The organism is Pseudomonas marvdashtae, assembly GCF_014268655.2.
Classification (GTDB): domain Bacteria; phylum Pseudomonadota; class Gammaproteobacteria; order Pseudomonadales; family Pseudomonadaceae; genus Aquipseudomonas; species Aquipseudomonas marvdashtae.
The window spans coordinates 481,780-506,475 of record NZ_JABWQX020000002.1; the positions used below are offsets into that span (position 1 = coordinate 481,780).

At 61.1% G+C, this 24,696-nt stretch carries 21 protein-coding genes; 17 read left to right on the forward strand and 4 right to left on the reverse strand.

Annotation, left to right across the window (positions count from 1 at the left end; all coding sequences use genetic code 11):
* Positions 1–5 precede the first annotated feature (5 nt).
* The 10 genes from pilW to HU742_RS22045 all read left to right on the forward strand — a co-directional run bounded on the left by pilW (position 6) and on the right by HU742_RS22045 (position 10,219).
* Complete coding sequence (gene pilW / locus HU742_RS22000; RefSeq protein WP_186611093.1) at positions 6–764, forward strand: type IV pilus biogenesis/stability protein PilW; 759 nt, start codon at positions 6–8, stop codon at positions 762–764.
* Positions 764–1,774 carry a RodZ domain-containing protein gene (locus HU742_RS22005; RefSeq protein WP_186644107.1) on the forward strand — a complete coding sequence of 337 codons (1,011 nt, stop codon included), beginning with the start codon at positions 764–766 and terminating at the stop codon, positions 1,772–1,774. Before pilW ends, HU742_RS22005 begins: the two co-directional genes overlap by 1 nt.
* A gap of 3 nt (positions 1,775–1,777) precedes the next feature.
* Positions 1,778–2,887 carry a flavodoxin-dependent (E)-4-hydroxy-3-methylbut-2-enyl-diphosphate synthase gene (ispG, locus tag HU742_RS22010; protein ID WP_003185136.1) on the forward strand — a complete coding sequence of 370 codons (1,110 nt, stop codon included), beginning with the start codon at positions 1,778–1,780 and terminating at the stop codon, positions 2,885–2,887.
* Positions 2,888–2,909: 22 nt separating this feature from the next.
* The gene (gene hisS, locus HU742_RS22015; protein WP_186644109.1) at positions 2,910–4,199 is read left to right on the forward strand and encodes a histidine--tRNA ligase; all 1,290 of its coding nucleotides are present in this window, start codon (positions 2,910–2,912) and stop codon (positions 4,197–4,199) included.
* Positions 4,200–4,239: 40 nt separating this feature from the next.
* On the forward strand, positions 4,240–4,881 hold the full coding sequence (locus tag HU742_RS22020) for a tetratricopeptide repeat protein (RefSeq protein ID WP_186634766.1): 642 nt from the start codon (positions 4,240–4,242) through the stop codon (positions 4,879–4,881).
* Entirely contained in the window at positions 4,874–6,025 is a 1,152-nt protein-coding gene (bamB, locus tag HU742_RS22025) for an outer membrane protein assembly factor BamB (RefSeq protein ID WP_186634769.1), read from the forward strand. Before HU742_RS22020 ends, bamB begins: the two co-directional genes overlap by 8 nt.
* Before the next feature lie 133 nt (positions 6,026–6,158).
* Positions 6,159–7,631 carry a ribosome biogenesis GTPase Der gene (der, locus tag HU742_RS22030; RefSeq protein WP_186611099.1) on the forward strand — a complete coding sequence of 491 codons (1,473 nt, stop codon included), beginning with the start codon at positions 6,159–6,161 and terminating at the stop codon, positions 7,629–7,631.
* Between the two features lie 176 nt (positions 7,632–7,807).
* Positions 7,808–8,956, forward strand: coding sequence for a pyridoxal phosphate-dependent aminotransferase (locus HU742_RS22035; RefSeq protein WP_186644111.1), 1,149 nt, complete (start codon positions 7,808–7,810; stop codon positions 8,954–8,956).
* Positions 8,944–9,738 (forward strand): amidohydrolase, encoded by a 795-nt coding sequence (locus HU742_RS22040; protein ID WP_186644113.1) that lies wholly within the window; start codon positions 8,944–8,946, stop codon positions 9,736–9,738. Before HU742_RS22035 ends, HU742_RS22040 begins: the two co-directional genes overlap by 13 nt.
* A 64-nt stretch (positions 9,739–9,802) precedes the next feature.
* Positions 9,803–10,219: a hypothetical protein gene (locus HU742_RS22045; protein WP_186634778.1), complete on the forward strand. Its 417-nt coding sequence runs from the start codon at positions 9,803–9,805 to the stop codon at positions 10,217–10,219.
* A gap of 91 nt (positions 10,220–10,310) precedes the next feature.
* Here HU742_RS22045 and leuA read toward each other — a convergent pair whose 3' ends face one another.
* The 3 genes from leuA to xseA form a co-directional block, all read right to left on the reverse strand.
* Positions 10,311–11,990: a 2-isopropylmalate synthase gene (leuA, locus tag HU742_RS22050; RefSeq protein WP_186644114.1), complete on the reverse strand. Its 1,680-nt coding sequence runs from the start codon at positions 11,988–11,990 to the stop codon at positions 10,311–10,313.
* A 333-nt stretch (positions 11,991–12,323) separates the two neighbouring features.
* Entirely contained in the window at positions 12,324–13,145 is an 822-nt protein-coding gene (locus HU742_RS22055) for a M23 family metallopeptidase (RefSeq protein ID WP_186644116.1), read from the reverse strand.
* A 3-nt stretch (positions 13,146–13,148) separates the two neighbouring features.
* Entirely contained in the window at positions 13,149–14,528 is a 1,380-nt protein-coding gene (gene xseA / locus HU742_RS22060) for an exodeoxyribonuclease VII large subunit (protein ID WP_186635477.1), read from the reverse strand.
* A gap of 156 nt (positions 14,529–14,684) precedes the next feature.
* On the opposite strand from xseA, the gene HU742_RS22065 reads away from it, so the two are divergent.
* From HU742_RS22065 to HU742_RS22095, 7 genes are all read left to right on the forward strand, one after another.
* Positions 14,685–15,452, forward strand: a complete 768-nt coding sequence (locus tag HU742_RS22065) for a sulfite exporter TauE/SafE family protein (protein ID WP_186644118.1) — start codon at positions 14,685–14,687, stop codon at positions 15,450–15,452.
* Between the two features lie 69 nt (positions 15,453–15,521).
* Positions 15,522–16,070: a sugar ABC transporter ATPase gene (locus HU742_RS22070; RefSeq protein ID WP_186634789.1), complete on the forward strand. Its 549-nt coding sequence runs from the start codon at positions 15,522–15,524 to the stop codon at positions 16,068–16,070.
* Positions 16,071–16,253: 183 nt separating this feature from the next.
* Positions 16,254–17,723, forward strand: a complete 1,470-nt coding sequence (gene guaB, locus HU742_RS22075; protein WP_186634792.1) for an IMP dehydrogenase — start codon at positions 16,254–16,256, stop codon at positions 17,721–17,723.
* 80 nt (positions 17,724–17,803) lie between these two features.
* Positions 17,804–19,381, forward strand: a complete 1,578-nt coding sequence (gene guaA / locus HU742_RS22080) for a glutamine-hydrolyzing GMP synthase (protein ID WP_186644120.1) — start codon at positions 17,804–17,806, stop codon at positions 19,379–19,381.
* A gap of 250 nt (positions 19,382–19,631) precedes the next feature.
* Entirely contained in the window at positions 19,632–21,245 is a 1,614-nt protein-coding gene (locus tag HU742_RS22085; protein WP_186644122.1) for a Fic family protein, read from the forward strand.
* Positions 21,246–21,392: 147 nt separating this feature from the next.
* A complete protein-coding gene (locus HU742_RS22090; protein WP_186644124.1) occupies positions 21,393–21,977 on the forward strand; it encodes a plasmid pRiA4b ORF-3 family protein in 585 nt (194 codons plus the stop codon).
* Positions 21,978–22,054: 77 nt separating this feature from the next.
* A complete protein-coding gene (locus HU742_RS22095; protein WP_186644126.1) occupies positions 22,055–22,327 on the forward strand; it encodes an SIR2 family protein in 273 nt (90 codons plus the stop codon).
* A gap of 98 nt (positions 22,328–22,425) precedes the next feature.
* Here the strand turns inward: HU742_RS22095 and HU742_RS22100 are convergent, their stop codons facing one another.
* Positions 22,426–24,498, reverse strand: coding sequence for a TerD family protein (locus HU742_RS22100; RefSeq protein ID WP_186644128.1), 2,073 nt, complete (start codon positions 24,496–24,498; stop codon positions 22,426–22,428).
* Positions 24,499–24,696 lie beyond the last annotated feature (198 nt).

A 24,696-nucleotide genomic window follows, 5' to 3' on the forward strand; every position in this document is an offset into this window, starting at 1 on the left:
ACTCTATGTCCCTGCGCTTTGCGCTGCTGTTGCTGTTGGCCGGCCTTTGTTCCGGTTGTGTGCTGTCGGGTGACTACAACCCGATGAAGACCAGCAAGGGCCGCGACGAAGCGCGCGAAGCCTACGTGCAGTTGGGCATCGGTTATTTGCAACAGGGCATGACCGAGCGGGCCAAGGTGCCCCTCAAGAAAGCCCTGGAGCTGGACGGCAGCGATGCCGATGCCAACGCGGCGCTGGCCTTGGTGTTCCAGGCGGAGATGGAGCCGGAACTGGCCGATGAACATTTTCGCAAGGCGCTGTCGGCCCGGCCGCAAGATGCCCGATTCCTGAACAACTACGGCAGCTTCCTTTACGAGCAGGCTCGTTACAAAGAGGCCTACGAACGCTTCGAGCAAGCGGCCGCCGATACCCTTTATCCCGAACGTTCACGGGTTTTTGAAAACCTTGGCATGACCGCCGCGAAACTCGGCCAGCGCGACCTGGCCCGCCAGCAGCTTGAAAAGGCACTGCGACTCAACCGCCAGCAACCGCGCGCATTGCTGGAAATGGCTGAGTTGTCTTACGAAGACAGGCATTATGTGCCCGCGCGTGACTATTACGAACGTTTTAGCCTGCTGAGCGAGCAAAATGCACGTAGTCTATTGCTCGGCGTTCGGCTGGCACATGTGTTCGAAGATCGTGACAAGGCCGCAAGCTATGGCCTGCAACTCAAAAGACTCTATCCCGGTACGCCGGAATATCAGCAATACCTGTCGGAGCAATGATGAAAGCGGCGCATCCCGAAGTTGTAGCAGCGACTCGCGTAAATCCCGGTGAGACCCTGCGTCAAGCCCGCGAAAGCAATGGTTGGTCGCTGGCCGAAGTGGCCCTCAAGCTCAATCTCACCGTGACTTCCCTGGGCAATCTGGAAGCTGGCGCGTTCGACAAATTGCCTGGGCACACCTTTGCCCGGGGCTATATCCGCGCCTATGCCAAATTGCTCGGCATGGACCAGACAGTGCTGGTCCAGCAATTCGATCAATACACCGGTTCCGACGCCCAGGGCAGCAGCGTGCACAGCCTGGGTCGTATCGAAGAGCCGGTGCGTGTTTCCCACACCATTTTGCGAATCGTCAGCCTGTTGCTGCTGATCGCGGTGATCGGTGGCGGTTTCGTCTGGTGGCAGGACCAGGCGTCCTTGCGCACCAAGGAACCGGTCGCCATGAACCCTGAACACGTCGAAGTCGAAGGCGCCGACGGCACCACCCAGATCCATCCGTTGGATGAGCCGGAAGACCAGGCTGTCGTGGAAGCACAAGCCGAAGGCGAAACCGCCCTGGCCTTGCCTCAGGGCCAGGACGGCGCCGAGGCCGATGCCGCCGCTGGCGCTGAGCCGACCGCTCCAGTGGCTCCCGCACCTGCTCCAGCTCCTGCCGCACCGACGGCTCCAGCCCACGCCGGCACCGCGCCGGCAGCCCCGGCCCCGACGCTGGCCGCGCCAGCGCCAACCGTGGCCCCGGCAGCTCCGGCAACCGCGGCGGCTCCGGCACCGGGTGATGGCCAGGTACAAATCCAATTCATCGCCGACTGCTGGACGCAGGTCACCGACGGCAACGGCAAGGTGTTGTTCAGTGGCCTCAAGCGCAAGGGCGACAGCACTTCCATCAACGGCAAGCCTCCGTTTGCGGTACGCCTGGGCTATGCCCGTGGCGCGCAGGTCAGCTACAACGGCCAGCCGGTCGACGTGGCTCCGTTCACCAGTGGCGAGACCGCTCGCCTGAAGTTGGGTCAATAAGTCATGCACGGCGAATCTCCAATCAAACGTCGCGAATCCCGGAAGATCTGGGTCGGTAACGTGCCCGTGGGCGGCGATGCGCCAATCGCTGTGCAGAGCATGACCAACAGCGACACCAATGACGTAGCCGCCACCGTTGCGCAGATCAACCGCCTGGAAGCCGCCGGTGTCGACATCGTGCGTGTTTCCGTGCCTGACATGGACGCCGCCGAGGCGTTCGGCAAGATCAAGCAATTGGTCAAGGTGCCGCTGGTGGCCGACATTCACTTCGACTACCGCATCGCTTTGCGCGTGGCCGAGCTGGGCGTCGACTGCCTGCGTATCAATCCGGGCAACATCGGTCGCGAAGACCGGGTGCGCGCGGTGGTAGATGCCGCTCGCGACCGTGGCATCCCGATCCGCATCGGCGTCAACGCCGGTTCCCTGGAAAAAGACCTGCAAAAGAAATATGGCGAACCGACCCCGGCCGCGCTGGTGGAATCGGCCCTGCGCCATGTGGAGCACCTGGAGCGCCTGAATTTCCAGGACTTCAAGGTCAGCGTGAAGGCGTCCGATGTGTTCATGGCCGTCGAAGCCTACCGCCTGCTGGCCAAGGAAATCGTCCAGCCGCTGCACCTGGGCATCACTGAAGCCGGTGGGTTGCGTTCGGGCACGGTGAAATCCGCCGTCGGCCTCGGTATGCTGCTCGCCGAAGGGATTGGCGATACCATCCGCATCTCGTTGGCGGCGGACCCGGTCGAGGAAGTGAAAGTCGGCTACGACATTCTCAAATCCTTGCACCTGCGTTCCCGCGGTATCAACTTCATCGCCTGCCCGAGTTGCTCGCGGCAGAACTTCGATGTGGTCAAGACCATGAACGAGCTGGAAGGGCGCCTTGAAGATTTGCTGGTGCCGCTGGATGTCGCGGTGATCGGTTGCGTGGTCAACGGGCCGGGCGAAGCCAAGGAGGCCCACATCGGCCTGACTGGCGGTACGCCGAACCTGATTTACATCGACGGCAAGCCGTCGCAGAAACTGACGAATGACAATCTGGTGGATGAGCTGGAACGGCTGATCCGCCAGAAAGCGGCCGAAAAGGTCGAAGCCGACGCAGCGGTCATCGCGCGCGGTTAAGTCGAAAGATTAAGGAATACATGTGAGCAAGTCTCTGCAAGCCATTCGTGGCATGAACGACATCCTGCCCGAGCAGACGCCCCTGTGGCGCTATTTCGAGGGCACCGTGGCGCGCCTGCTGGATAACTACGGTTACCGGCAGATCCGCATGCCCATCGTCGAGTTCACCGAGCTGTTCAAGCGCTCCATCGGCGAAGTCACCGACATCGTCGAGAAAGAGATGTACACCTTCGACGACCGCAACGGCGATTCGCTGACCCTGCGTCCCGAAGGCACCGCGGCGTGCGTGCGTGCGGTGCTCGAACACGGCATCACCGGTGGCGGACAGGTGCAGAAACTCTGGTACATCGGCCCGATGTTCCGTCACGAACGTCCGCAGAAAGGCCGTTATCGCCAGTTCCACCAGATCGGCCTGGAAGTGTTCAACCTGGAAGGTCCGGACATCGACGCCGAGCTGATCGTCATGACCTGGCGCCTGTGGGGCGAGCTGGGGCTGCGCGATGCGGTCAAGCTTGAGCTCAACAGCCTGGGCACCAGCGAGTCCCGTGGCCGTTATCGCGAAGCGTTGGTGGAATTTCTTTCGGGGCACGTGGACAAGCTGGACGAAGACAGCCAACGCCGCCTGAAGACCAATCCACTGCGGGTGCTGGACACCAAGAATCCGGAAACCCAGGCGATCCTGGTCGACGCGCCGAAAATGGCCGACTACCTCGACGACGAATCCCGTGCGCATTTCGAAGGGCTGAAGGCGCGCCTGGACGCCGTCGGCATTCCCTACGTGATCAACCCCAAGTTGGTCCGTGGCCTGGATTACTACAGCAAGACCGTATTCGAATGGGTCACCGACAAGCTCGGTGCCCAGGGCACCGTATGCGCCGGCGGCCGCTACGACGGGCTGGTCGAACAGATGGGCGGCAAGCCCACGCCGGGCGTGGGCTTTGCAATGGGCATCGAGCGCCTGGTGCTGATGCTTGAAGCACTGGACAAGGTGCCTGAAGAACTGGCCCGCCAGGTTGACGTCTACCTGTGCGCCTTCGGCGAGGCCGCCGAACTGGCAGCCCTGGCCCTGAGCGAACGGGTCCGCGACCAGTTGCCCAGCCTGCGCCTGCAGATCAATGCCGGCGGCGGCAGTTTCAAAAGCCAATTCAAGAAAGCCGACAAGAGCGGTGCGTTGTACGCATTGATCCTCGGTGACGACGAACTGGCCCAACAAGTGGTAGGTTTCAAACCCCTGCGTGGCCAGGGCGAACAACAAAGCATTGCCTGGGATGCGCTTGCTGCACACCTGGCCACCTGCGTCGTGCAGGGTTGAAGCTGTCAAACAGCCGATTTAGCGATTAAGGAGTATTGGGGTGTCGAGTAGCGAAGATGAACAGCTGGCGGATTTGAAGGACTGGTGGACGCGCAACGGCAAGCCACTGCTCACTGGCGGCCTGCTGGCGCTGGTCATCGTGTTCGGTTGGCAGGCCTACCAGAAATACCAGGGCAACCAGTCGCAAGGCGCCTCGATGCTCTATCAGCAATTGCTGGAAACCACCCTGACACCGGACGGCAAGCCTGACCCTGCCCGCGTGGCGGATCTGGCTGGCAAGCTCAACAAGGAGTTCGGCGGCACCGCCTACGCCCAGTACGGCAGCCTGTTCGTGGCCAAGGTCGCGGTAGACAGCGGCAAACTGGACGACGCGGCCACCGAGCTGAAGGCCATCGTCGACAAGCCGGCCAACCCGACCCTGGGCGAAGTGGCGCGTCAGCGTCTGGCACAGGTGCTGGCGGCGCAGAACAAGGCTGAAGACGCCTTGAAGCTGCTCGACGGCGACGCCGACAAGGCGTTCCTGGCGACTCGCGAAGAACTCAAGGGCGACCTGCTGGTACAGCTGGGCCGCGCTGATGAGGCCCATGCGGCCTACCAAAAAGCCAAGGCTGCGCTGTCGGATGAAGCCGCGGTCGGTGGCCTGCAAATCAAGCTGGACGACCTGGCTAAAGGGGATGCGTGACGTGATCCGTTGGAAACATGCAGCATTGCTGGCCCTGGCCATTCTGGCCGCGGGTTGCAGCAGCAACAGCAAGAAAGAACTGCCTCCAGCCGAACTGACCGACTTCAAAGAAGAAGTCGTGCTGCAGAAGCAATGGAGCCGTTCCATCGGTGATGGCCAGGGCGAAACCTACAACATGCTGGTGCCGGCTATCGACGGCGACACCATCTATGCCGGCGACGTCACGGGCGTCATCATGGCGATGGACCGCATGAGCGGCGACGTCAAGTGGGAAAAGGATCTTGAACTGCCTGTGTCCGGCGCCGTTGGCGTGGGTTACGGGCTGGTGATGATCGGCACGCTCAAGGGCGAGATTGTCGCCCTTGACGCGAGCAGCGGTGAAGAGAAATGGCGCGCCCGCGTGACCAGTGAAGTCCTGGCGCCGCCTGCCACCAACGGCGACGTGGTGGTGATCCAGACCCAGGATGATCGTCTGATCGGTTTGGATGCCGCCACCGGCAGCCAACGCTGGTTATATGACAGCACCCCGGCGGTACTGACCCTGCGCGGCACCAGCGCACCGATTGTCACCAACCGCCTCGCGGTGGCTGGCTTGTCGACCGGTAAAGTCGTTGCCCTGGACATTTCCAACGGCGTGCCGCTATGGGAACAACGCGTAGCCATCCCGCAAGGTCGTTCGGAACTGGAGCGCGTGGTCGACATCGACGGCGGCCTGCTGCTGTCCGGCGGCACGCTCTACGTTGCCAGCTACCAGGGCCGCGTCGCGGCGTTGGACCTGGAAAGCGGCCGTGTATTGTGGCAGCGCGATGCCTCCAGCTACGCCGGTGTCGCCCAAGGCTTCGGCAGCGTCTACGTGAGCCTGTCCTCGGGCACCGTCGAAGGCGTCGACGAGCGTTCCACCACGGCATTGTGGAGCAACGATTCCCTGGCCCGCCGTCAACTGTCGGCCCCGGAAGTCTTCTCCAGCTACGTTGCAGTGGGTGACCTGGAAGGTTACCTGCACCTGCTCAGCCAGGTGGACGGTCGTTTCGTCGGCCGCGAGCGCATCGACAGCGACGGCCTGCGTGCCCGTCCGCTGGTGGTGGGCAGCATGATTTATGTGTATGGCAACAGCGGCAAACTGGAAGCCCTGACCATCAAGTAAGACTATGCTTGGGGCTAATCCCCCAAGCGGCCTTGTTCGCAAGGTTTGCAGGGCTTGCACAGACTGCCCCGAGCACCAGCCGCTGCCTCGCAGCGGCTTTTGTATTTTCTGAAATAACGAAGTGGAGAGCCGCATGGTTCCCGTAATCGCCCTGGTGGGCCGACCGAACGTCGGCAAGTCCACCTTGTTCAACCGCCTGACCAGGACTCGCGACGCCATCGTCGGCGACTTGTCCGGTCTGACCCGTGATCGCCAATACGGTGAGGCCAAGTGGCAAGGGCGTACCTATATTCTGGTCGACACCGGCGGCATCTCCGGTGATGAACATGGCATGGACGAAAAAATGGCCGAGCAGTCGCTGCTCGCCATCGAAGAAGCTGATGTGGTGCTGTTCCTGGTAGACGCCAAGGCCGGTTTTACCGCCGCCGACCAGATGATCGCCGAGCATTTGCGCAAACGTAACAAGCGCTCCTACGTGGTTGCCAACAAGGTCGACAACATCGACCCGGACATGGCTCGCGCCGAGTTCGCGCCATTGGGAATGGGCCAGGCGATCCCGATCGCCGGCGCCCACGGCCGTGGCATCACCCAGATGCTGGAAATCGCCCTGGCTGATTTCCCCAAGGACGACGCAGACGAGCCGGAAGAGGGCGAGGAAGAAATCGTTGCCGAGGGCGAGGAAGCCAAGCGCATTCCTGGCCCGAGCGAAAAAGACGGGATCAAGATCGCCATCATCGGCCGCCCGAACGTCGGCAAGTCGACCCTGGTCAACCGCATGCTCGGCGAAGACCGGGTCATCGTCTACGACCAGCCTGGCACCACCCGTGACAGCATCTACATTCCCTTCGAGCGTAACGAAGAGAAGTACACGCTGATCGACACCGCCGGTGTGCGCAAGCGCGGCAAGATCCACGAGGAAGTCGAAAAATTCTCCGTGGTCAAGACCTTGCAGGCGATCAAAGACGCCAACGTGGTGATCTTCGTGATGGACGCCCGCGAAGGCGTGGTCGATCACGACTTGAACCTGCTGGGCTTTGCCCTGGAAGCCGGTCGTGCGCTGGTCATCGCGATCAACAAGTGGGACGGCATGACGCCGAGCGAGCGCGACTACGTGAAGGTCGAATTGCAGCGCCGGCTGTTCTTCGTCGACTTCGCCGACATCCACTTCATCTCGGCCCTGCACGGCACCGGCGTGGGCAACCTCTACGCCTCGGTACAGAACTCGTTCAAGTCGGCGGTCACTCGCTGGCCGACCAACCGCCTCACCCAGATCCTCGAAGATGCGGTGGGCGAACACGCGCCACCGATGGTCAACAACCGTCGGATCAAGTTGCGCTACGCCCACTTGGGTGGTGCCAACCCGCCGATCATCGTGATTCACGGTAACCAGATCGAAAAGGTGCCCAAGTCGTACGTTCGCTACCTGGAGAATACCTATCGCCGCGTCCTGAAGCTGGTCGGCACGCCGATCCGCATCGAGTTCAAGGGAGGCGAGAACCCGTACGAAGGCAACAAGAACACGCTCACCGACCGCCAGGTCAACAAGAAGCGCCGCTTGATGTCGCACCACAAAAAGGCCGACAAGAAGCGCCGCGATAAGAAATAAAAGCAGCGGCAAGTTGTAAGCTGCAAGCGGCAAGTTCGGTGCGCATCAGCTTGTAGCTTGTAGCTGCCGTAGAAAAAGGTGCCCTTGCGGGCACCTTTTTTTGTGACGGCCGATTGGGCTATCCTCGACCTCTCCCGCGCCGCACCAGAGCCGGGTGCAGACCCAGGGAACCCTCGATGATCACCAGCAAGTTGCCGAATGTCGGCATCACGATTTTCACCCAGATGTCCCAGCTCGCCGCGCAGACCGGCGCGCTCAATCTGTCCCAGGGGTTTCCCGATTTCGACGGTCCGCAGGCCCTGCGCGATGCGGTCGGCCGGCATATCGCCCAAGGCCATAACCAATACTCGCCGATGACTGGCCTGCCAGCGCTGCGCCAGCAGATCGCGGCAAAGATCGCCCGCAGTTATGGCGCCAACGTCGATGCCGATCAGGAAGTCACCGTGACCCCCGGCGCGACCCAGGCGATTTTCTGCGCCATCGCGGCGGTGGTTCACAGCGGCGACGAAGTGATTGTCTTCGACCCTAGCTACGACAGCTACGAGCCTGCCGTGCAATTGGCCGGTGGGCGTTGCGTGCATGTTCAGTTGGGCCTGGACGATTTCGCCATCGACTTCCAGAAGCTCGGCGAGGCCCTGAGCCCGCGTACGCGCATGATCATCCTCAATACCCCGCACAACCCCAGCGGCGCCTTGATCAGCCGCGCCGAGCTGGACCAGTTGGCGGCGCTGATCCGCGATCGCGACATTTACCTGATCAGCGATGAGGTCTATGAACACCTGGTGTTCGACGGCGTGCCCCACGCCAGCGTCCTCGCCCACGAAGAGCTGTATCGTCGCGCCTTCGTGGTCAGCTCGTTCGGCAAGACCTATCACGTCACTGGGTGGAAAACTGGCTACGTGGTAGCGCCAGCGGCGCTGACGGCTGAGCTGCGCAAGGTGCACCAGTACGTCAGCTTCTGCGGCGTGACGCCGTTGCAGTACGCCCTGGCCGACTACATGGCCGAGCATCCGGAACACGTCGACGAACTGCCGGACTTCTACCAGGCCAAGCGCGACCTGTTCTGCGATCTGCTGGCGCCGTCGCGCTTCAACTTCAAGCGGGTCGCCGGCACCTATTTCCAGCTGGTGGATTATTCGCAGATTCGCCCCGACCTGAATGACGTCGACATGGCCGTCTGGATGACCCGCGAACATGGCGTAGCGACCATTCCGATCTCGGTGTTCTACCAGAACCCGCCCCAAGGCCAGCGCCTGGTGCGCTTGTGCTTTGCCAAACGCGAGGAGACGCTGCGCGAAGCGGCGGAAAAACTATGCGTGATTTGAGTGCATTGCCGGACCTGAACATTGCGTTGGTCCAGACCACCTTGGCCTGGCACGACCGCCAGGCGAACCTGGAGCATTTCGAGGCGCTGCTCGAACAGGCGCGCGGGGCGGACCTCATCATCCTGCCGGAAATGTTCACCACCGGATTTTCTATGGAATCCGAAACCCTGGCGGAGCCTGAGAGCGGCCCCGCCAGCCAATGGCTCAAGGTCCAGGCGGCGAAGCTGGACGCGGTGGTCACCGGCAGCGTGATCGTCCAGGCCGGCGACGGCAGCCATCGCAATCGCTTGCTGTGGGCGCGACCGGACGGCGAAGTGTTGCATTACGACAAGCGCCATCTGTTCCGCATGGCGGGTGAACACAATCACTACACACCGGGCGAGCGCCAAGTACTGTTCGAACTCAAGGGCTGGCGGATCCGGCCGTTGATCTGCTACGACCTGCGCTTCCCGGCCTGGAGCCGCGACGCCGAGGACACCGACCTGTTGCTGTACACCGCCAACTGGCCGGGCGCCCGGCGCCAGCATTGGAATCGCCTGCTGCCGGCCCGTGCCATCGAAAACCTCTGCTACGTGGCGGCGGTGAACCGTATCGGCACCGATGGCAAGGGTTTCGCCTACACCGGCGACAGCCAGGTACTGGACTTCCAGGGCGAGACACTCCTCGGCGCCGGCGAGGCCGACGGCGTATTCACCGTTCGCCTGAGCGCGGCGGACCTGGCGGCGTACCGCACACGGTTCCCGGCGAACCTGGACGCTGATCGCTTCGAATTCGTATATTGAAACGATTCAGTCCTCAAGGAACGCTGTTGCAGGCCGATAACGGGTCAGCCAAGGAGGAGTCCCCATGACCAGTATCAGCGCAACGACCGTAAACCCTTATCCGCTGTCGGCACCCAAAGTGTCCATTCGCGGGGCTGAAGAAGAAAAAGTGCTCAGTCCAGTAGCACCGACTGATAGCGCGGAAGAAAAAGACAAGAAGTTGGAAGTCGACACCAGCGGCGCGAACATTGCCGGCGTTGGTGGCAGCAATGGCAGCAACGTCATCGAACAGCTGAAGAAGCAGATCGAGCGGACCGAAAAGTTGCTCGCCGACCAGCAAGCCCAATTGGCCCGTGTGCAGAAAAGCCAGGCCAACCAGGAGCAGAAAGCTCAGGAAACCATGGCGATCCAGACCCAGATCATGGGGACCCAGGCGACTTTGCAGACCTTGCAAGCTGCGCTTTTGCAGGCGATGACCGTTTCGATCGATACCCATGCCTGATAATTGTATGGCCTGACGGCCAACCAGAAATCAAGCAAACAAAAGGCCCCGGGGTTCACACCCCGGGGCCTTTTTGTTATTCAACGATCGATCAGGCCGCTTTGGCTTCCGGCTGGCTCAGCGAGCGGTTCAGCGCACTGAACAGCGCCTTGAAGCTTGCCGTGGTGATGTTTTCATCGATGCCGACGCCATGCACCGCGCGTTCACCGTTGACTCGCAGTTCGATGTACGCCGCGGCCTTGGCGTTGGTGCCGGCGCCGATAGCGTGTTCGTTGTAGTCCATGATTTCCACCGGGATCGGCAGCCCGGCCACCAGGGCCTCCAGCGCGCCGTTGCCCTTGCCGCGCCAGTGCAGGTTGGTCTCGCCCTGGCCCTTGCTGGCCACTTCAACTTCCACTGCACTGTTGCCGTTTTCTTCCTGCAGGCGATGGCTAACCAGCGCATACGGGGTATTGGCTTGCAGGTATTCGCGCTGAAGGAGGGCGTGGATCTGCTGAGCGGTCATTTCCAGGCCCAGGCGGTCGGTTTCACGTTGCACCACTTGGCTGAACTCGATCTGCATGCGACGCGGCAGGCTGATGCCGTATTCCTGCTCCAGCAGGTAGGCGATGCCGCCTTTGCCGGACTGGCTGTTTACGCGGATCACCGCTTCGTAGCTGCGACCGATGTCGGCCGGGTCGATCGGCAGGTACGGCACTTCCCACAGGGTGTCCGGTTTCTGCTGGGCGAAGCCCTTGCGAATCGCATCCTGGTGCGAGCCGGAGAACGCGGTGTGGACCAGGTCGCCGACGTACGGGTGACGAGGATGAACCGGGATCTGGTTGCATTCCTCGACTACTTTGCGCACGCCGTCGATGTCGGAGAAATCCAGCTCGGGGTTGATGCCCTGGGTGTAGAGGTTCAGCGCCACGGTCACCAGGTCGACGTTGCCGGTGCGCTCGCCGTTGCCGAACAGGCAGCCTTCGACGCGGTCGGCGCCGGCCATCAGGCCCAGCTCGGTGGCAGCGACGCCGGTGCCACGGTCGTTGTGGGTGTGCAGGCTGATGAGCACGCTGTCACGACGGCTGATGTTGCGGTGGAACCACTCGATCTGGTCGGCGTAGATATTCGGGGTGGCGACTTCCACGGTGGCCGGCAGGTTGAGGATCACCTTGCGCTTGGGCGTCGGGTTCCACACTTCGATCACTGCGTCGCAGACCTCCTTGGCGAACTCCAGCTCGGTGGCGCTGAAGGTTTCCGGCGAGTATTCGAACTGCCATTGGGTTTCCGGCTGCTGGGCGGCATATTTGACGAACAGCTTGGCCGCGTTCACGGCGATTTCCTTTACGCCTTCCTTGTCCTGGTTGAACACGATGCGGCGGAACGACGGGCAGGTGGCGTTGTACAGGTGGACGATGGCTTTTTTCGCCCCGCGCAGGGATTCGAAGGTCCGGGCGATCAGGTCTTCACGGGCCTGGGTCAGCACCTGGATGGTGGTGTCGTCCGGGATGTGGCCTTCTTCAATGAGGGTGCGCACGAAATCAAAATCGGTCTGGGACGCGGCTGGGAACGACGCCTCGATTTCCTTGACGCCTACCGCCACCAGGGTTTTCCAGAAGCGCAGCTTCTTCGCAGCGTCCATCGGCTCGATCAGCGACTGGTTGCCATCGCGCAGGTCGGAGCTGCACCAGATCGGCGCGGCGGTGATGGTCTTCGACGGCCAGGTGCGATCCGGGAGGTTGATGGTCGGGAAGGCGCGGTATTTCGAAGACGGGTCTTTGAGCATGCTCATGGGGCGGAATCCTTATTGTCGTGGCCGGAAAAAGGCGGCCTGCCGGTGGTTCGAATAGGGTGGCTTGTCAGCCGGGACGAGGTGCCGCGATTCAGCCCGGCAGTCGTGCGCTGACGAGGCACAGGCTGCGGTGCTGGCGAAGCTGGATGAGGGTGTGAGAGGTTTTCATGGATTCAACCCTAACCGTGTGCACCGGGGATCGCAAGCAGTCGGAAAAAATTGGGATAAGTTCTGTTTTTAGGTAAAAGCGCGAGATTTAATCGCGCTTTTTAGCAATATTTGTCTCACAAATTGCGTCGATATTTGGAGCTCGGCAATTGCTGGTCGGCAGTGTCAGGGCTGGAACGCTCCGATGAAAATCGCCGGGTCCACCCGCGCATCGTTCAGGCTGATGTTCCAGTGCATGTGCGGCCCGGTCGCCCGGCCCGTGGCGCCGACCTTGCCCACCACTGTGCCCCGCGCCAGTTGCTGGCCAACCTTCACGTCGATTTTCGACATGTGGCAGAACATGCTGATGAAGCCCTGGCCATGGTCGACGAACACCGTGTTGCCATTGAAAAAGTAATTGCCGGTGAGAATGACCTTGCCGGCGGCCGGGGTCTTGATCGGTGTGCCGGCTGGTACGGCGAAATCCAGGCCGGAATGCGGGTTGCGTTCCTCGCCGTTGAAGAAGCGGCGCACGCCAAACTTGCTCGACAGCGGGCCGTTGACCGGTTTGTCCAGCAACAGGTTGCTGGGAATGTTCGGGCTGAAGCTACGGTAGGCCTTCAATTGGACCGCGAGCTCGGCATTGATCCGCGCAAGGTCCGCCGGGTCCGGATTCACCTGGCGTTTGTTTTTCAACGTGATGCGCTGCTCGGGGTACTTCTTGTAGCCGACTACGAATGGCTGGGTGGTGCCGCCACTGCTGATCTGCTGGGTACCGGGCTGGACCGTCAGCGGAATGCCGACAATCGCCAGCCAGTTTTGCTGCTCCTTGACCACCAACACCGGTTTGCCCTGGTACGTGGCTTTCGGCGCCTGGGCCGCGGCGCCCAAATCGACCACGGCCACGCCGCCAGGCACCGGCTTGTTCAGCAGGCGGGTGATGTAGCTGTCGGCATGGGCGTTGAAGGTCAGGCACAGCAAGAGCAATGGAGCGAGAAATCGCGGCATGAATCAATCCAGTAGAGAAAGGGTGACCGGCGTCAGGTGATTGTCTTCGACCCGCACCAGCAGTTCGCCTTCGCCGAGCTTGGCGGTCAGGCGCTGGCCGGTCTGGGTCTGTGCGGCATTGCGGACCGCATGGCCGCGCTCGTCCAACAGAATGCTGTAGCCGCGGCCGAGGGTCGCCAGAGGGCTGACGATGTGCAGCGTCTGCATCTGATTCTGTAACTGCACGCGTCGGGTTTTCAGGCCTTCGCGCATGGCCCGGGGCAGGCGTTCGGCCAGGCTCTCCAAGCGATGGCGCAGCATCGCCAGCTGCCGGCCCGGATGTTGCCCAGCCAGGCGGGTCTCCAGGCGGATCAAGCGCTCGCGACGGATATTGAGACTGCGTTCGAAGGCCCGGCGCATGCGCATGTCCAGGTCGTCGAGGCGCTGGGCTTGCTGGCGCAGGCGTTCGCCGGGATGACGCAGGCGTCGAGTCAGGCCTTCGAGGCGAAGTTGATCGCGCATCAGCCGGTCGCGCATGCGCATCACCAACCGGCGATGCAGGCTTTCAACCCGGCGAACCAGATCCCCGGCATCCGGCGCCAGCAGTTCGGCGGCGGCGGACGGCGTCGGCGCGCGCACGTCGGCGACGAAATCGCTGATGGACACGTCGGTTTCATGGCCGACGGCGCTGACGATCGGCGTGACGCAAGCGTCCACCGCGCGGGCCACCGCTTCTTCGTTGAAGCACCACAAGTCTTCCAGCGAACCGCCACCCCGGGCCAGGATCAGCGCATCGAAACCGCGGGCGTCCGCCAATTTCAGGGCGCGGACGATTTGCGCGGTGGCTTCGCGGCCTTGCACGGCGGTGGGAATCAGCGTCAGGGCAATCTGCGGCGCTCGGCGGCGGAACACGCTGATGATGTCGCGGATCACCGCGCCGGTCGGCGAACTGATGATGCCGATGCGCTGCGGGTGAGCCGGCAGCGGCACCTTGCGCTCGGCGCTGAACAGGCCCTCGGCGCTGAGTTTTTCCTTCAAGGCATCGAAGGCCAGGCGCAGGGCACCATCGCCGGCCGGCTCGACGGTGTCGAGGATCAACTGGTAGTCGCCGCGACCCTCGAACAGCGAGACCTTGCCGCGTACCTTCACCGCCAAACCGTCCTTCAAGGCCTGGCGCACCCGCGCGGCGTTCTGCCGGAACAGCGCGCAACGCACCTGGGCGCCGCTGTCCTTCAGCGTGAAGTACACGTGGCCAGAGGCGGGCCGGGCGAGGTTGGAGATTTCGCCCTCGACCCAGATGTTGCTGAACACGTCTTCGAGCAGCACCCGCGCGCGGCCGTTGAGCTGGCTGACAGTCAGGACCTCGCGGTCCAGGCCCAGTCGGGCAAAGGGATCTTTAATCATGGGCGGCATGATAAGGGGATTCGTAGGTGAATCTCCATGAGCGCAGACATTTCGATTCCGTTAGCTCCATTACGGACAGGTCCGCCAGCATAAATGCTGGATGTGTCGCGACACATCTGGCTAAAGTCGCCGCTTTCGTCCTCAGGGAAGTGCCGGATGGAGCTTTTGTCATGGCTGGGCCAGTGGGCATTCGCACCGATGCAGTGGCTGGTGATCGGGCTGGCGATCATCCTGGCCTACATTGTTTTTGGTATCGCCGGGTTTGGCACCGCGTTGGTGGCCGCGCCGATCCTGCTGCTGTACATGCCGCTGTCCAAGATCGTGCCGCTGCTGGTGCTGCTGGATTTTGTCGCGGCGTTCGGCAATCTGTTGCCCTCGCGGAGAGACGTCGCCCGGTCCGAGTTGCTGCGGTTGTTGCCGTGCATGGCGGTGGGGTGCACCCTCGGGGTGATTTTCCTGCTTAACCTCAAGTCCGACCTGTTGCTGTTGTTGATGGGGCTGTTCATCAGCGCCTACGCGATCTACAGCCTGTTGATTAAAACCCGGCCGACGCAGTTGTCGGCGCTGTGGGCGCTGCCGATGGGAACGGTGGGCGGGATGTTCGGTGCGCTGTTCGGCAGTGGCGGCTTTTTATATGCCATCTACCTCAACAGCCGTTTGCCCAAGGAGGCGGCCCGGGCGACGCAGAGCGCGCTGATCAGTTGCAGCACGGTGGTGCGCTTGAGCCTGTTCGTCATTGCCGGGGTGTATGCCGAGCTACCCTTGTTGGTACTGGCGCTGTGTTTGTTGCCGGCCATGGCGCTGGGGCTGTGGGTCGGGCGTCGCTTGACCATGAAAATGTCCCGAGAGGCGTTCGTGCGCCTGGTTATCTGGCTGGTGCTCGCCAGCGGCCTTGCGTTGATTGTGCGCTACCTGAATGCTTGACCTGGCTCGGCCAGGGATTAAGCTGCCGGCCTTCTATCAGACCCGCCAGGGAAACAGCCAGGCCTCGCCATGAACTCGCAAAGCATCATCGTCCCGAAAATTTCTACCCTCCCGGTCCATGAGCCCCGAGCCCGGGCGATCGTGCGCTGGCTAGTGCGCAAGAATATCGTCGAAGAGCAACTGACCACTTGCGGGCGCACCGGCAACCGCATGGCCCACGCCATCGCCCCCGGTGCCCGCCATGTGGTCCTGCATCCCGACGCGCTGCCGTTCGGCGAACCGGTCAACGGCCTGGAGATCATCACCAAGCGCTGCATCTATACGCCGGCCAAGGGTTTTCTTGAGGAGGCAGGTTGTGCCGAGTGTCGCAAGGAGGTCGGCGAAGCGTTGTTCGAAAGCCTGGAAGACTGGATGCCGGGGCGCACCGATAACTTCACTTGCCCTGAGTGCGGGCATGAAGATGACATCAACGGTTTCCTTTTCCTGCAACCCTGCGCTTTCTCAAACCTGGGTTTCATTTTCAATAACTGGCTGGAAGCGGGGTTCAAGCAGGCTTTTCTCGATGAATTCGCCGATTGGCTGGATTTGCCGGTGAGTTGGGTGAAGGTGGAGTTGTAGCCAGAAACACGCAACCTGTGGCGAGGGAGCAAGCTCCCTCGCCAAAGGTTCGGTGTATGACCGGAGCGCATTGATCAGCCCCGTCAATCACCCCGCCAATAATAGACAGAGTTTTACATTGAGCCAGACGGGGTCCATGAGTATAATGGCGCGCTTCCATTTTCCCGCTCGGGAGCCCCCGCGATGCTGCGTATCAGCCAAGAAGCTCTGACCTTCGACGACATTCTCCTAGTGCCCGGATATTCCGAAGTACTGCCCAACGAAGTCAGTCTCAAAACCCGTCTCACCCGTGGCATCGAACTGAATATCCCCCTGGTTTCCGCTGCCATGGACACCGTGACCGAAGCCCGTCTGGCCATTGCCATGGCCCAGGAAGGCGGTATCGGTATCATCCACAAGAACATGACCATCGAACAGCAGGCCGCCGAAGTGCGCAAGGTCAAGCGGTTCGAGGCTGGCGTGGTCAAGGACCCGATCACCATCGAGGCTGACGCCACGGTTCGCGATCTGTTCGAACTAACCCGCATGCACAACATCTCCGGCGTTCCGGTGCTGCACGATGGCGACCTGGTCGGCATCGTCACTTCCCGCGACGTGCGTTTCGAGAATCGCCTGGACGCCACCGTCCGTCAGGTGATGACGCCTAAAGAGCGCCTGGTCACGGTCAAGGAAGGCATCGGCAAGGACGAAGTTCGCGAGTTGCTGCACAAGCACCGCATCGAACGCGTGCTGATCGTCGACGACAAATTCGCCCTCAAGGGCATGATGACCGTCAACGACATCGAAAAAGCCAAGGCCTACCCGCTGGCCAGCAAGGACGACCAGGGTCGTCTGCGCGTCGGCGCTGCGGTCGGCACCGGCAAGGACACCGGTGACCGCGTTGCGGCCCTGGTCAATGCCGGCGTTGACGTGGTGGTGGTCGACACCGCCCACGGTCACTCCAAGGGCGTGATCGACCGCGTTCGTTGGGTCAAGCAGAACTTCCCTGACGTGCAGGTGATCGGCGGCAACATCGCCACCGGCGCCGCCGCCAAGGCCCTGGCCGAAGCTGGCGCCGACGCGGTCAAGGTCGGTATCGGCCCTGGCTCGATCTGCACCACGCGCATCGTCGCCGGTGTCGGCGTGCCGCAGATCAGCGCCATCGCCAACGTCGCCGCCGCCCTTGAAGGCACCGGCGTGCCGTTGATCGCCGACGGCGGTATCCGCTTCTCCGGTGACCTGTCCAAGGCCATCGTCGCCGGCGCGTCTTGCGTGATGATGGGTTCGATGTTTGCCGGTACCGAAGAAGCACCGGGCGAGATCGAGCTGTTCCAGGGGCGTAGCTACAAGGCCTATCGCGGCATGGGTTCGCTGGGTGCCATGTCCCAGGCCCAGGGTTCTTCCGACCGTTACTTCCAGGACTCCTCCGCGGGTGCCGAGAAGCTGGTGCCGGAAGGCATCGAAGGTCGCGTGCCGTACAAAGGCACCCTGAGCGCGATCATCCATCAACTGATGGGCGGCCTGCGTTCTTCCATGGGCTACACCGGCAGCGCTGACATCGAAGAGATGCGCACCAAGCCGGAATTCGTGCGCATCACCGGCGCCGGCATGGCCGAGTCCCATGTCCACGACGTGCAGATCACCAAGGAAGCGCCGAACTACCGCGTAGGTTAAGGCCTTCAGCAAAACGTTAAATCACCGGGGCTGTTCATTCAGCCCCGAGTTGTTTCTGATTCACTACATGAGAATGAGTCATGGCCCTCGACATTCACGCTCACCGCATCCTGATCCTCGACTTCGGTTCCCAGTACACCCAGCTGATCGCCCGCCGCGTGCGTGAAATCGGCGTGTACTGCGAACTGCATCCGTTCGACATGGATGACGAAGCGATTCGCGAATTCGCTCCCAAAGGCGTCATCCTCGCCGGCGGTCCCGAGTCCGTGCACGAAGCCGACAGCCCACGCTGCCCGCAAGCCGTGTTCGACCTTGGCGTGCCGGTCTTCGGTATCTGCTACGGCATGCAGACCATGGCTGAGCAACTGGGCGGCAAGGTCGAAGGTTCGGACCTGCGTGAGTTCGGTTATGCCCGCGTCGACGTCGTCGGCAAGAGCCGCCTGCTGGACGGCATCGAAGACCACATCGACGCCGATGGCCTGTTCGGCCTCGACGTGTGGATGAGCCACGGTGACAAAGTCACCAGGATGCCGGAAGACTTCCACATCCTGGCCAGCACCCCGAGCTGCCCGATCGCAGGCATGTTCAACGACGATCGCCGCTACTACGGCGTGCAGTTCCACCCGGAAGTGACCCACACCAAGCAGGGCGGCCGCATCCTGTCGCGCTTCATCCTCGACATCTGCGGGTGCGAAGCCCTGTGGACCCCGTCGAAGATCGCCGAAGACGCCATCGCCCAGGTCCGCGCCCAGGTTGGTACCGACAACGTGCTGCTGGGCCTGTCCGGTGGCGTCGACTCCTCGGTGGTTGCCGCATTGCTGCACAAGGCCATCGGCGACCAGCTGACCTGCGTCTTCGTCGACAACGGCCTGCTGCGCCTGCACGAAGGCGAGCAAGTGATGGCCATGTTCGCCGAGAACATGGGCGTCAAGGTGATCCGCGCCAACGCCGAAGAGCAGTTCCTGAACAACCTGGCCGGCGAGTCCGACCCGGAGAAGAAACGCAAGATCATCGGCCGCACCTTCATCGACGTGTTCGATGCCCAGTCCAACAAGTTGGACAACATCAAGTACCTGGCCCAGGGCACCATCTATCCCGACGTGATCGAGTCGGCCGGCGCCAAGAGCGGCAAGGCCCACGTGATCAAGTCCCACCACAACGTCGGTGGCCTGCCGGAAGAGATGAACCTCAAGCTGGTCGAGCCGCTGCGCGAATTGTTCAAGGACGAAGTGCGTCGCCTCGGCCTGGAACTGGGCCTGCCGTACGACATGGTCTACCGCCACCCATTCCCAGGCCCGGGCCTTGGCGTGCGGATCCTCGGTGAAGTGAAGAAGGAATACGCCGACCTGCTGCGCCGCGCCGACCACATCTTCATCGAAGAACTGCGCAAGGCCGACTGGTACCACAAGGTCAGCCAGGCATTCGTGGTGTTCCAACCGGTGAAATCGGTGGGCGTCGTCGGCGATGGCCGTCGCTACGCTTGGGTCGTCGCCCTGCGCGCCGTGGAAACCATCGACTTCATGACCGCTCGCTGGGCACACCTGCCGTACGAGCTGCTGGAAACCGTTTCCGGGCGGATCATCAATGAAATCGAAGGCATTTCTCGCGTCACGTATGACGTGTCGAGCAAGCCGCCGGCGACGATTGAGTGGGAGTGACGGAAGCTCAACAGGGTAACCCCCTGTTGTCCTGAAATCGATGCAACGTCGATTTTGTGATCGGAGGGAGAAAGGGGCAGGTTCAGCCTCTTTCTCAGCTCTGACGAGCCGGTTGTTGAAATAATCGTTTTTGCGCACAGCTCTTGTTATCTAATCGTTTTTATCCCATCTTAATCGTTAGCTGACCAAATCAGGCGGCACGACATCATTTCTTAGTCCCTAAAACTCATCTTGTCCGCGGAGGCCCTATATGACCGATTTGCCCGCAGACCCGATAGGCGCCGCCTGGCTGGCTCAAATCTATGGTGTGCAGCCTCTGGGGCGACTGCCGGTGATGAGTCAAGTAGGCGGGAGACGCGCAACTCAAGTCACCGATGGCTTTCGTATGGAGAGCTACACCGAGGCGATGCGGCCGGATGAGGAGCCGGCTGCACATCTGCAGTTCCATCTGCGTCATGAAGTCCCGCATCTGGAGTTCCTTGCCCGTCTGTTCGAGAAGACGGGGCCTGTTTTCGTCCAGGACTGGGTTACGGTCGAGCCTACTGGGCAGTACGCGCGTCGTGCTGCGTTTCTATATGAATGGCTGACCGGAGACACTCTGGTCGTGCCCGAGCGCTTAGGCGGCAATTACGTCGATGCCATTGACGAAGCCAAGCTGGTATCGGCAACCCGCGACCGAGTGGTCAAGGTGCAGCGCTGGCGGGTAAATGACAACCTGCCCGGCACGCGTGAATTCTGCCCCTGCGTGGTCAAGACCGAGGCGGTAATGCGTGCGGTTGGACTGGACGTCCCACGCCTGTTCGGTGAATTGACAGATGAGTTCGGCGAGGATCTGCTGATGCGGTCGGCGGTCTGGATGACGTTACGCGAGAGCAAGGCCAGCTTTGCCATCGAAGGCGAGGCCGACCGGGTAGGGCGGGTGCAACGCTTTGCGGACGTGATGGCTCGTCGTACAGGGCAAGGTGCAGTCCCGTTGAGCAATGCCGCACTTGCAGAGTTGCAGCAAGAAATTCTCGGTGATCGGACGACGATCGCCCACTTCGGCGTGCGCCAGTCACCGGTTTTCGTCGGCGAAACGGTGCGCTACCAAGAGGTCGTACATTACGTCGCCCCTGCGGCCGATGAGATCGGCGCGATGCTTGAAGGGCTAAAGGTGTTCCTCGAAAGGACGCAAGGCCAATCGTCAGTGATGCGTAGCGCGGTGACAGCCTTTGGTTTCGTCTATATCCACCCTCTCGCTGATGGTAACGGCCGTGTGCACCGGTTTTTGGTCAATGACGTACTGCGACGCGACGGCGTGATTCCTGATCCGGTGATTTTACCGATCTCAGCGGTTATTACCGATGACGCGGGCGAGCGTCGCGGCTACGACCGAGTGCTGGACCAAGTGTCCAGGCCGCTTATGCAGGCTGTACGCGAACAAGTAGTCTTCGAATCCAGGCAGACGACCTATCCAGACGGTGTCGTGTCGAATTTCTCTTTTCAAGGTGCTGACCAAGCACGACCGCTGTGGCGTTATCCGGACCTCGGACCCCATACCGTGTTTCTGGCCAATATCATTGGCCGGACGTTGACCGAGCAGATGCGCGAAGAGTCTCGTTATCTGCGCAGCCACGCCCGGGCGCGGGCGATGCTGAAGGAGGTGGTCGAGATGCCCGATCAACAGGCAGATCGGGTGCTGCGCTCAATTGAGCAGAATCGTGGCGAGTTGAGCAATGTGCTTGCCAAGGAAATGCCCGTCCTGCAACAGGCCGGGGTGTGGGCCGAGATCGTTGATGCTGTCTCGCAGGCGTTTGCGCAGGACGGTGGAGTGGGTGCTGCTGTGATTGATCGCTATCGTCCGGGAAAGCCTGTCGACCGCTGAAACCCGGGCCAATTCGTACAGCACCCGTCCTTGCGGTCTGACTTGCCGCACTGAGCAAACTCAGTAACATGCGGGTCATGACTCTCGTGATCAACTCTCTGGAACGTTTCCCTTAACTCCCCCGAACACTGCGAGGCTGCTCGACCCATGCCAAAGACGACTCCTATGTCCGTGATTAAACCCGACCAAGTCCTGATTCTGCACATCGAATTTAAATGGATAAAACCTTCGATCTGGCGTCGAGTTGCAGTGCCTGAAAACATCACCTTGAGCAAGTTGCATCAGGTGATCCAGGCTGTGTTTGGCTGGAGCGACACGCATCTGCATGAGTTTGAAATTGATGGTGAAAGTTACGGTGTGCCTGACCCGGATTGGGGCCCGCCGGTAATTTCCGAGCAGCGTAAAAAGCTGATCAACGTGTTGTATGGCAAGAAGACGTTTCGTTATGTCTATGACTTTGGCGACAACTGGGAGCTGCGCATCAAAGTCGAGAAAACCTTGCCCGCAATTATTTTTGCGCAGGTGCCGTGTTGCATCGATGGGGCCAATCGACGCCCGCCGGAAGATATTGGCGGTGCGCCTGGATATGAAACGTTTCTGGCGGCGTTGGCGGATCCGAATCATCCCGAACATGAAGAAATGTCGGAGTGGTATGGGGGTGATGGATTTGATCCGACAGCGTTTGACTGCGATTGGGTCAACCAGTGGCTGAAGAAGCAGGTGAAGACCTGATCCACAAGAGGGGGCCGGGCGGACGCTTACGTGCTAAGCGGGGCTGGGCTCCTGACCGGATGCATAGGGAAAGTTGAATGCAAATCGTAAAAACGAAAGGACATTTGATCTATAGCGCTAATCAAGGCTCGCCAACTCACGCATGTCTCGGGAGCTGTCAAAAGGTTTGGTGGCCTGACGACATTCCGTCTGATATTGCAGTTCTGGCCAAGCCAGTCTGCCCTCAGTGTGGTGGTGTCCTCACATGTGATATTCCGCCGGGGTACTACAGCGTGATATCGGATGATGCAGGAGTGCTACAAAAAGGCGGCGCAATGATCAAAAATGTGGGGCTCAACCTGGGCAAATGATCAGCAAGGAAAAATGGAAGCAGCACGTACCATGCAGCGCTAGGTTCGGACTACCGTAGGAAAGGGTTTTAGCCAATGCCAATAGGCTGGCTCAGGCATTAGAGAAACTGCGACCGAATCACATCCGTATCGAACGGCGTTACCCCTTGATCAGGCGCAAATACCGCCTGTGCCTGTTGCGGCGATGCCACTCGTTCTCCTCGGGCTCGTGCATGCAAATCGAACAGCGTCTCCAGATCCGGACGTGGTGTGTGCACCAAAGCCCGCAGCATCAACGATACCCCTCCCAGGTTGTTCTGAACGTTGTTCCACCGCGGCGATGATGTAAGTCCGAGATCGGCCCAGACCACACGCCGCTCTTGCAAGTCCATCACGAATGGCAGGCAGATACTGGTATCGGATGCGATATCGAGACGGTCGATCACCGAGCGCGGTTCGAATACTTCACCTGATGCCACGTCAGCACGGGCCATCCAGCCAGCGAAGCATTCGGGCAGATCGCAGTACGGCTGCTCGGTATATGAATTGATAGACGTGACGACGTAGCGGATACCCTTCTCGACGAGGGCATTGATGTCGAGGTCGATGAATTCTGAAGCCCCGTGGGGCGCGTCGACGATATCGCCGCTGTGGTAGCCGCCGAATCCCTTCAGGTTGTAATACGCGACAGTTTGTATGAACACGAAGTTGGCGTCGAAAAATGCGGCGGACAAGTCGATGTCCGTGCGTTCACGTCCGTTCTTCCACCACAGAAACAGCCGAATGAAACGCGTGTCAGGCATAGGCAACCGGCTTCCGCGCACCAGCGTACGTAGCGACTTCGATGCGGCACGTTGTGCCAGCGGCACCCTGTATTCGCGCAGTGCGGGGTCGATGAAACAGCGGCCTAGCGGCGGCAGAGACGCAAAACGCGTTATGAGGGCGTCCTTGCAAATGTGAGCTGCGCGCGCCAACACCTCAGGCGTGAGAGGTTCGCGCCGGTCCTTGATGCCATAGACCTTAGCCAATGCCCCTTTCGGTGTGAAGGCCCGCAGGGGCAGGGGACGCGGGGCACGTACTTGGGCTAACACCTGCAGCAGGATAGGTGTGGACACTTGTGTCGCGACGGCCTCGAACGCGTCGAGTACAGCGTCTGCTTCGCTCGCGCGGCGCAAGGTCACATCCAGCCGTCGTGCGAATTCACCGGGACGCTCCTGTAATAAGGGCGTGAGCGCGGCGATCTGACGCTGGGCAAGCATTGTTTCGACGCGTGATCCGAACGAGGCCGGCGGGTCGTTGCGGCGCGCTGCTGTGATCGCGGCGAGTGCTCGTGGGTATTTATCGGCATGCTCTCCCGGATGCAGTACTTCGGCCAAGCGTTTCCAACGTTCGGCATGACGCATCACATCCTCCCCGGCGTTGGCTGCGCGATCGAGTAGGCGCAACAGCAAACGGCGCGTCGCGCGCTTCATCGCTGTGAAACGTGTCGAAGCTGTCATCAGTGACACGTCGCCTCCACTCAGCGCGACTGCCAGTCGTAGTACATCTGCCGCCGTTTCGACGTTTTGCTCCAGGAATGCATCCACCCGTGCATCGCCGGCTACATGCAGGAGCAGTGCGCCGCCAACCAGTGCGCGAGTCTCCCGGAACGGGACGACCTCAGGCAGCAGACGGAAGACGTCACTTTTGTATGTCTGGATGAACCAGACGACATCGGCCGTTTCCTCTTCGGAGAGTGAGGTACGCGATGAAACCAGGGGTTCGAGCAGTGCCTCGAACTCAGAGACGCTGCCCAGTTCGATCACTCGGGATATGAAGCTTCCTTCAAGCATCACAGATCGAGCATGTTCGCTCGGTGGCAAGCGCCGAAGCGTGAGGTAGTGAATGACGGCGGTCAGGTACAACTCTGCCTCTGAGGCTTTCAAAACCTGCTCTGGGAAGTCAGGATAAAACGGCTGGTGGTGCACATGGGCGCCGATCTGCCGCCGAAGCACTCCGACAACGTCGCGCAGCCAGTGCGTGAGTTCCGCCGCCGAGAGCATGCCGATTCGCTCGATCAGTGACTCCGATAGCACCAATCGGAACGCCGCGATTTCCTGGACTGCCGACGCGACCTGAGCGATTGTGGCTCCGCCGCTGCCCATCGGGACGTGAACCTTGCTACGGCGACGCAGGAACAGCTCCTGATTCATGCTTGATTTCTCCCTTGGCCGCCGTTGTGAGTGAGCAGCAGCGTCGCGTCTGCAGTCGATGTAAAAACGCCTGCAAGAAGCAGGCGCGGTGTGGAGAGCGGAACCCCTAGATCATAGGAGGTTAGAAGGAAGGTGTTCCATAGCCACGCAGGCATTCTAAGAGAGGTTGTCCCTGTTTGTCAGGTTGCTCACATATCT

Bases quoted from the DNA above. Each gene is read 5' to 3' on its own strand.
- pilW (WP_186611093.1), top strand. From the start codon at position 6: ATGTCCCTGCGCTTTGCGCTGCTGTTGCTGTTGGCCGGCCTTTGTTCC.
- HU742_RS22100 (WP_186644128.1), bottom strand. From the start codon at position 24,498: ATGAATCAGGAGCTGTTCCTGCGTCGCCGTAGCAAGGTTCACGTCCCG.
- guaB (WP_186634792.1), top strand. From the start codon at position 16,254: ATGCTGCGTATCAGCCAAGAAGCTCTGACCTTCGACGACATTCTCCTA.
- bamB (WP_186634769.1), top strand. From the start codon at position 4,874: ATGCGTGACGTGATCCGTTGGAAACATGCAGCATTGCTGGCCCTGGCC.
- HU742_RS22040 (WP_186644113.1), top strand. From the start codon at position 8,944: ATGCGTGATTTGAGTGCATTGCCGGACCTGAACATTGCGTTGGTCCAG.
- HU742_RS22095 (WP_186644126.1), top strand. From the start codon at position 22,055: ATGCAAATCGTAAAAACGAAAGGACATTTGATCTATAGCGCTAATCAA.
- HU742_RS22090 (WP_186644124.1), top strand. From the start codon at position 21,393: ATGCCAAAGACGACTCCTATGTCCGTGATTAAACCCGACCAAGTCCTG.
- der (WP_186611099.1), top strand. From the start codon at position 6,159: ATGGTTCCCGTAATCGCCCTGGTGGGCCGACCGAACGTCGGCAAGTCC.
- HU742_RS22005 (WP_186644107.1), top strand. From the start codon at position 764: ATGAAAGCGGCGCATCCCGAAGTTGTAGCAGCGACTCGCGTAAATCCC.
- HU742_RS22035 (WP_186644111.1), top strand. From the start codon at position 7,808: ATGATCACCAGCAAGTTGCCGAATGTCGGCATCACGATTTTCACCCAG.
- leuA (WP_186644114.1), bottom strand. From the start codon at position 11,990: ATGAGCATGCTCAAAGACCCGTCTTCGAAATACCGCGCCTTCCCGACC.
- HU742_RS22065 (WP_186644118.1), top strand. From the start codon at position 14,685: ATGGAGCTTTTGTCATGGCTGGGCCAGTGGGCATTCGCACCGATGCAG.
- HU742_RS22055 (WP_186644116.1), bottom strand. From the start codon at position 13,145: ATGCCGCGATTTCTCGCTCCATTGCTCTTGCTGTGCCTGACCTTCAAC.
- HU742_RS22045 (WP_186634778.1), top strand. From the start codon at position 9,803: ATGACCAGTATCAGCGCAACGACCGTAAACCCTTATCCGCTGTCGGCA.
- ispG (WP_003185136.1), top strand. From the start codon at position 1,778: ATGCACGGCGAATCTCCAATCAAACGTCGCGAATCCCGGAAGATCTGG.
- HU742_RS22070 (WP_186634789.1), top strand. From the start codon at position 15,522: ATGAACTCGCAAAGCATCATCGTCCCGAAAATTTCTACCCTCCCGGTC.
- xseA (WP_186635477.1), bottom strand. From the start codon at position 14,528: ATGATTAAAGATCCCTTTGCCCGACTGGGCCTGGACCGCGAGGTCCTG.
- guaA (WP_186644120.1), top strand. From the start codon at position 17,804: ATGGCCCTCGACATTCACGCTCACCGCATCCTGATCCTCGACTTCGGT.
- HU742_RS22085 (WP_186644122.1), top strand. From the start codon at position 19,632: ATGACCGATTTGCCCGCAGACCCGATAGGCGCCGCCTGGCTGGCTCAA.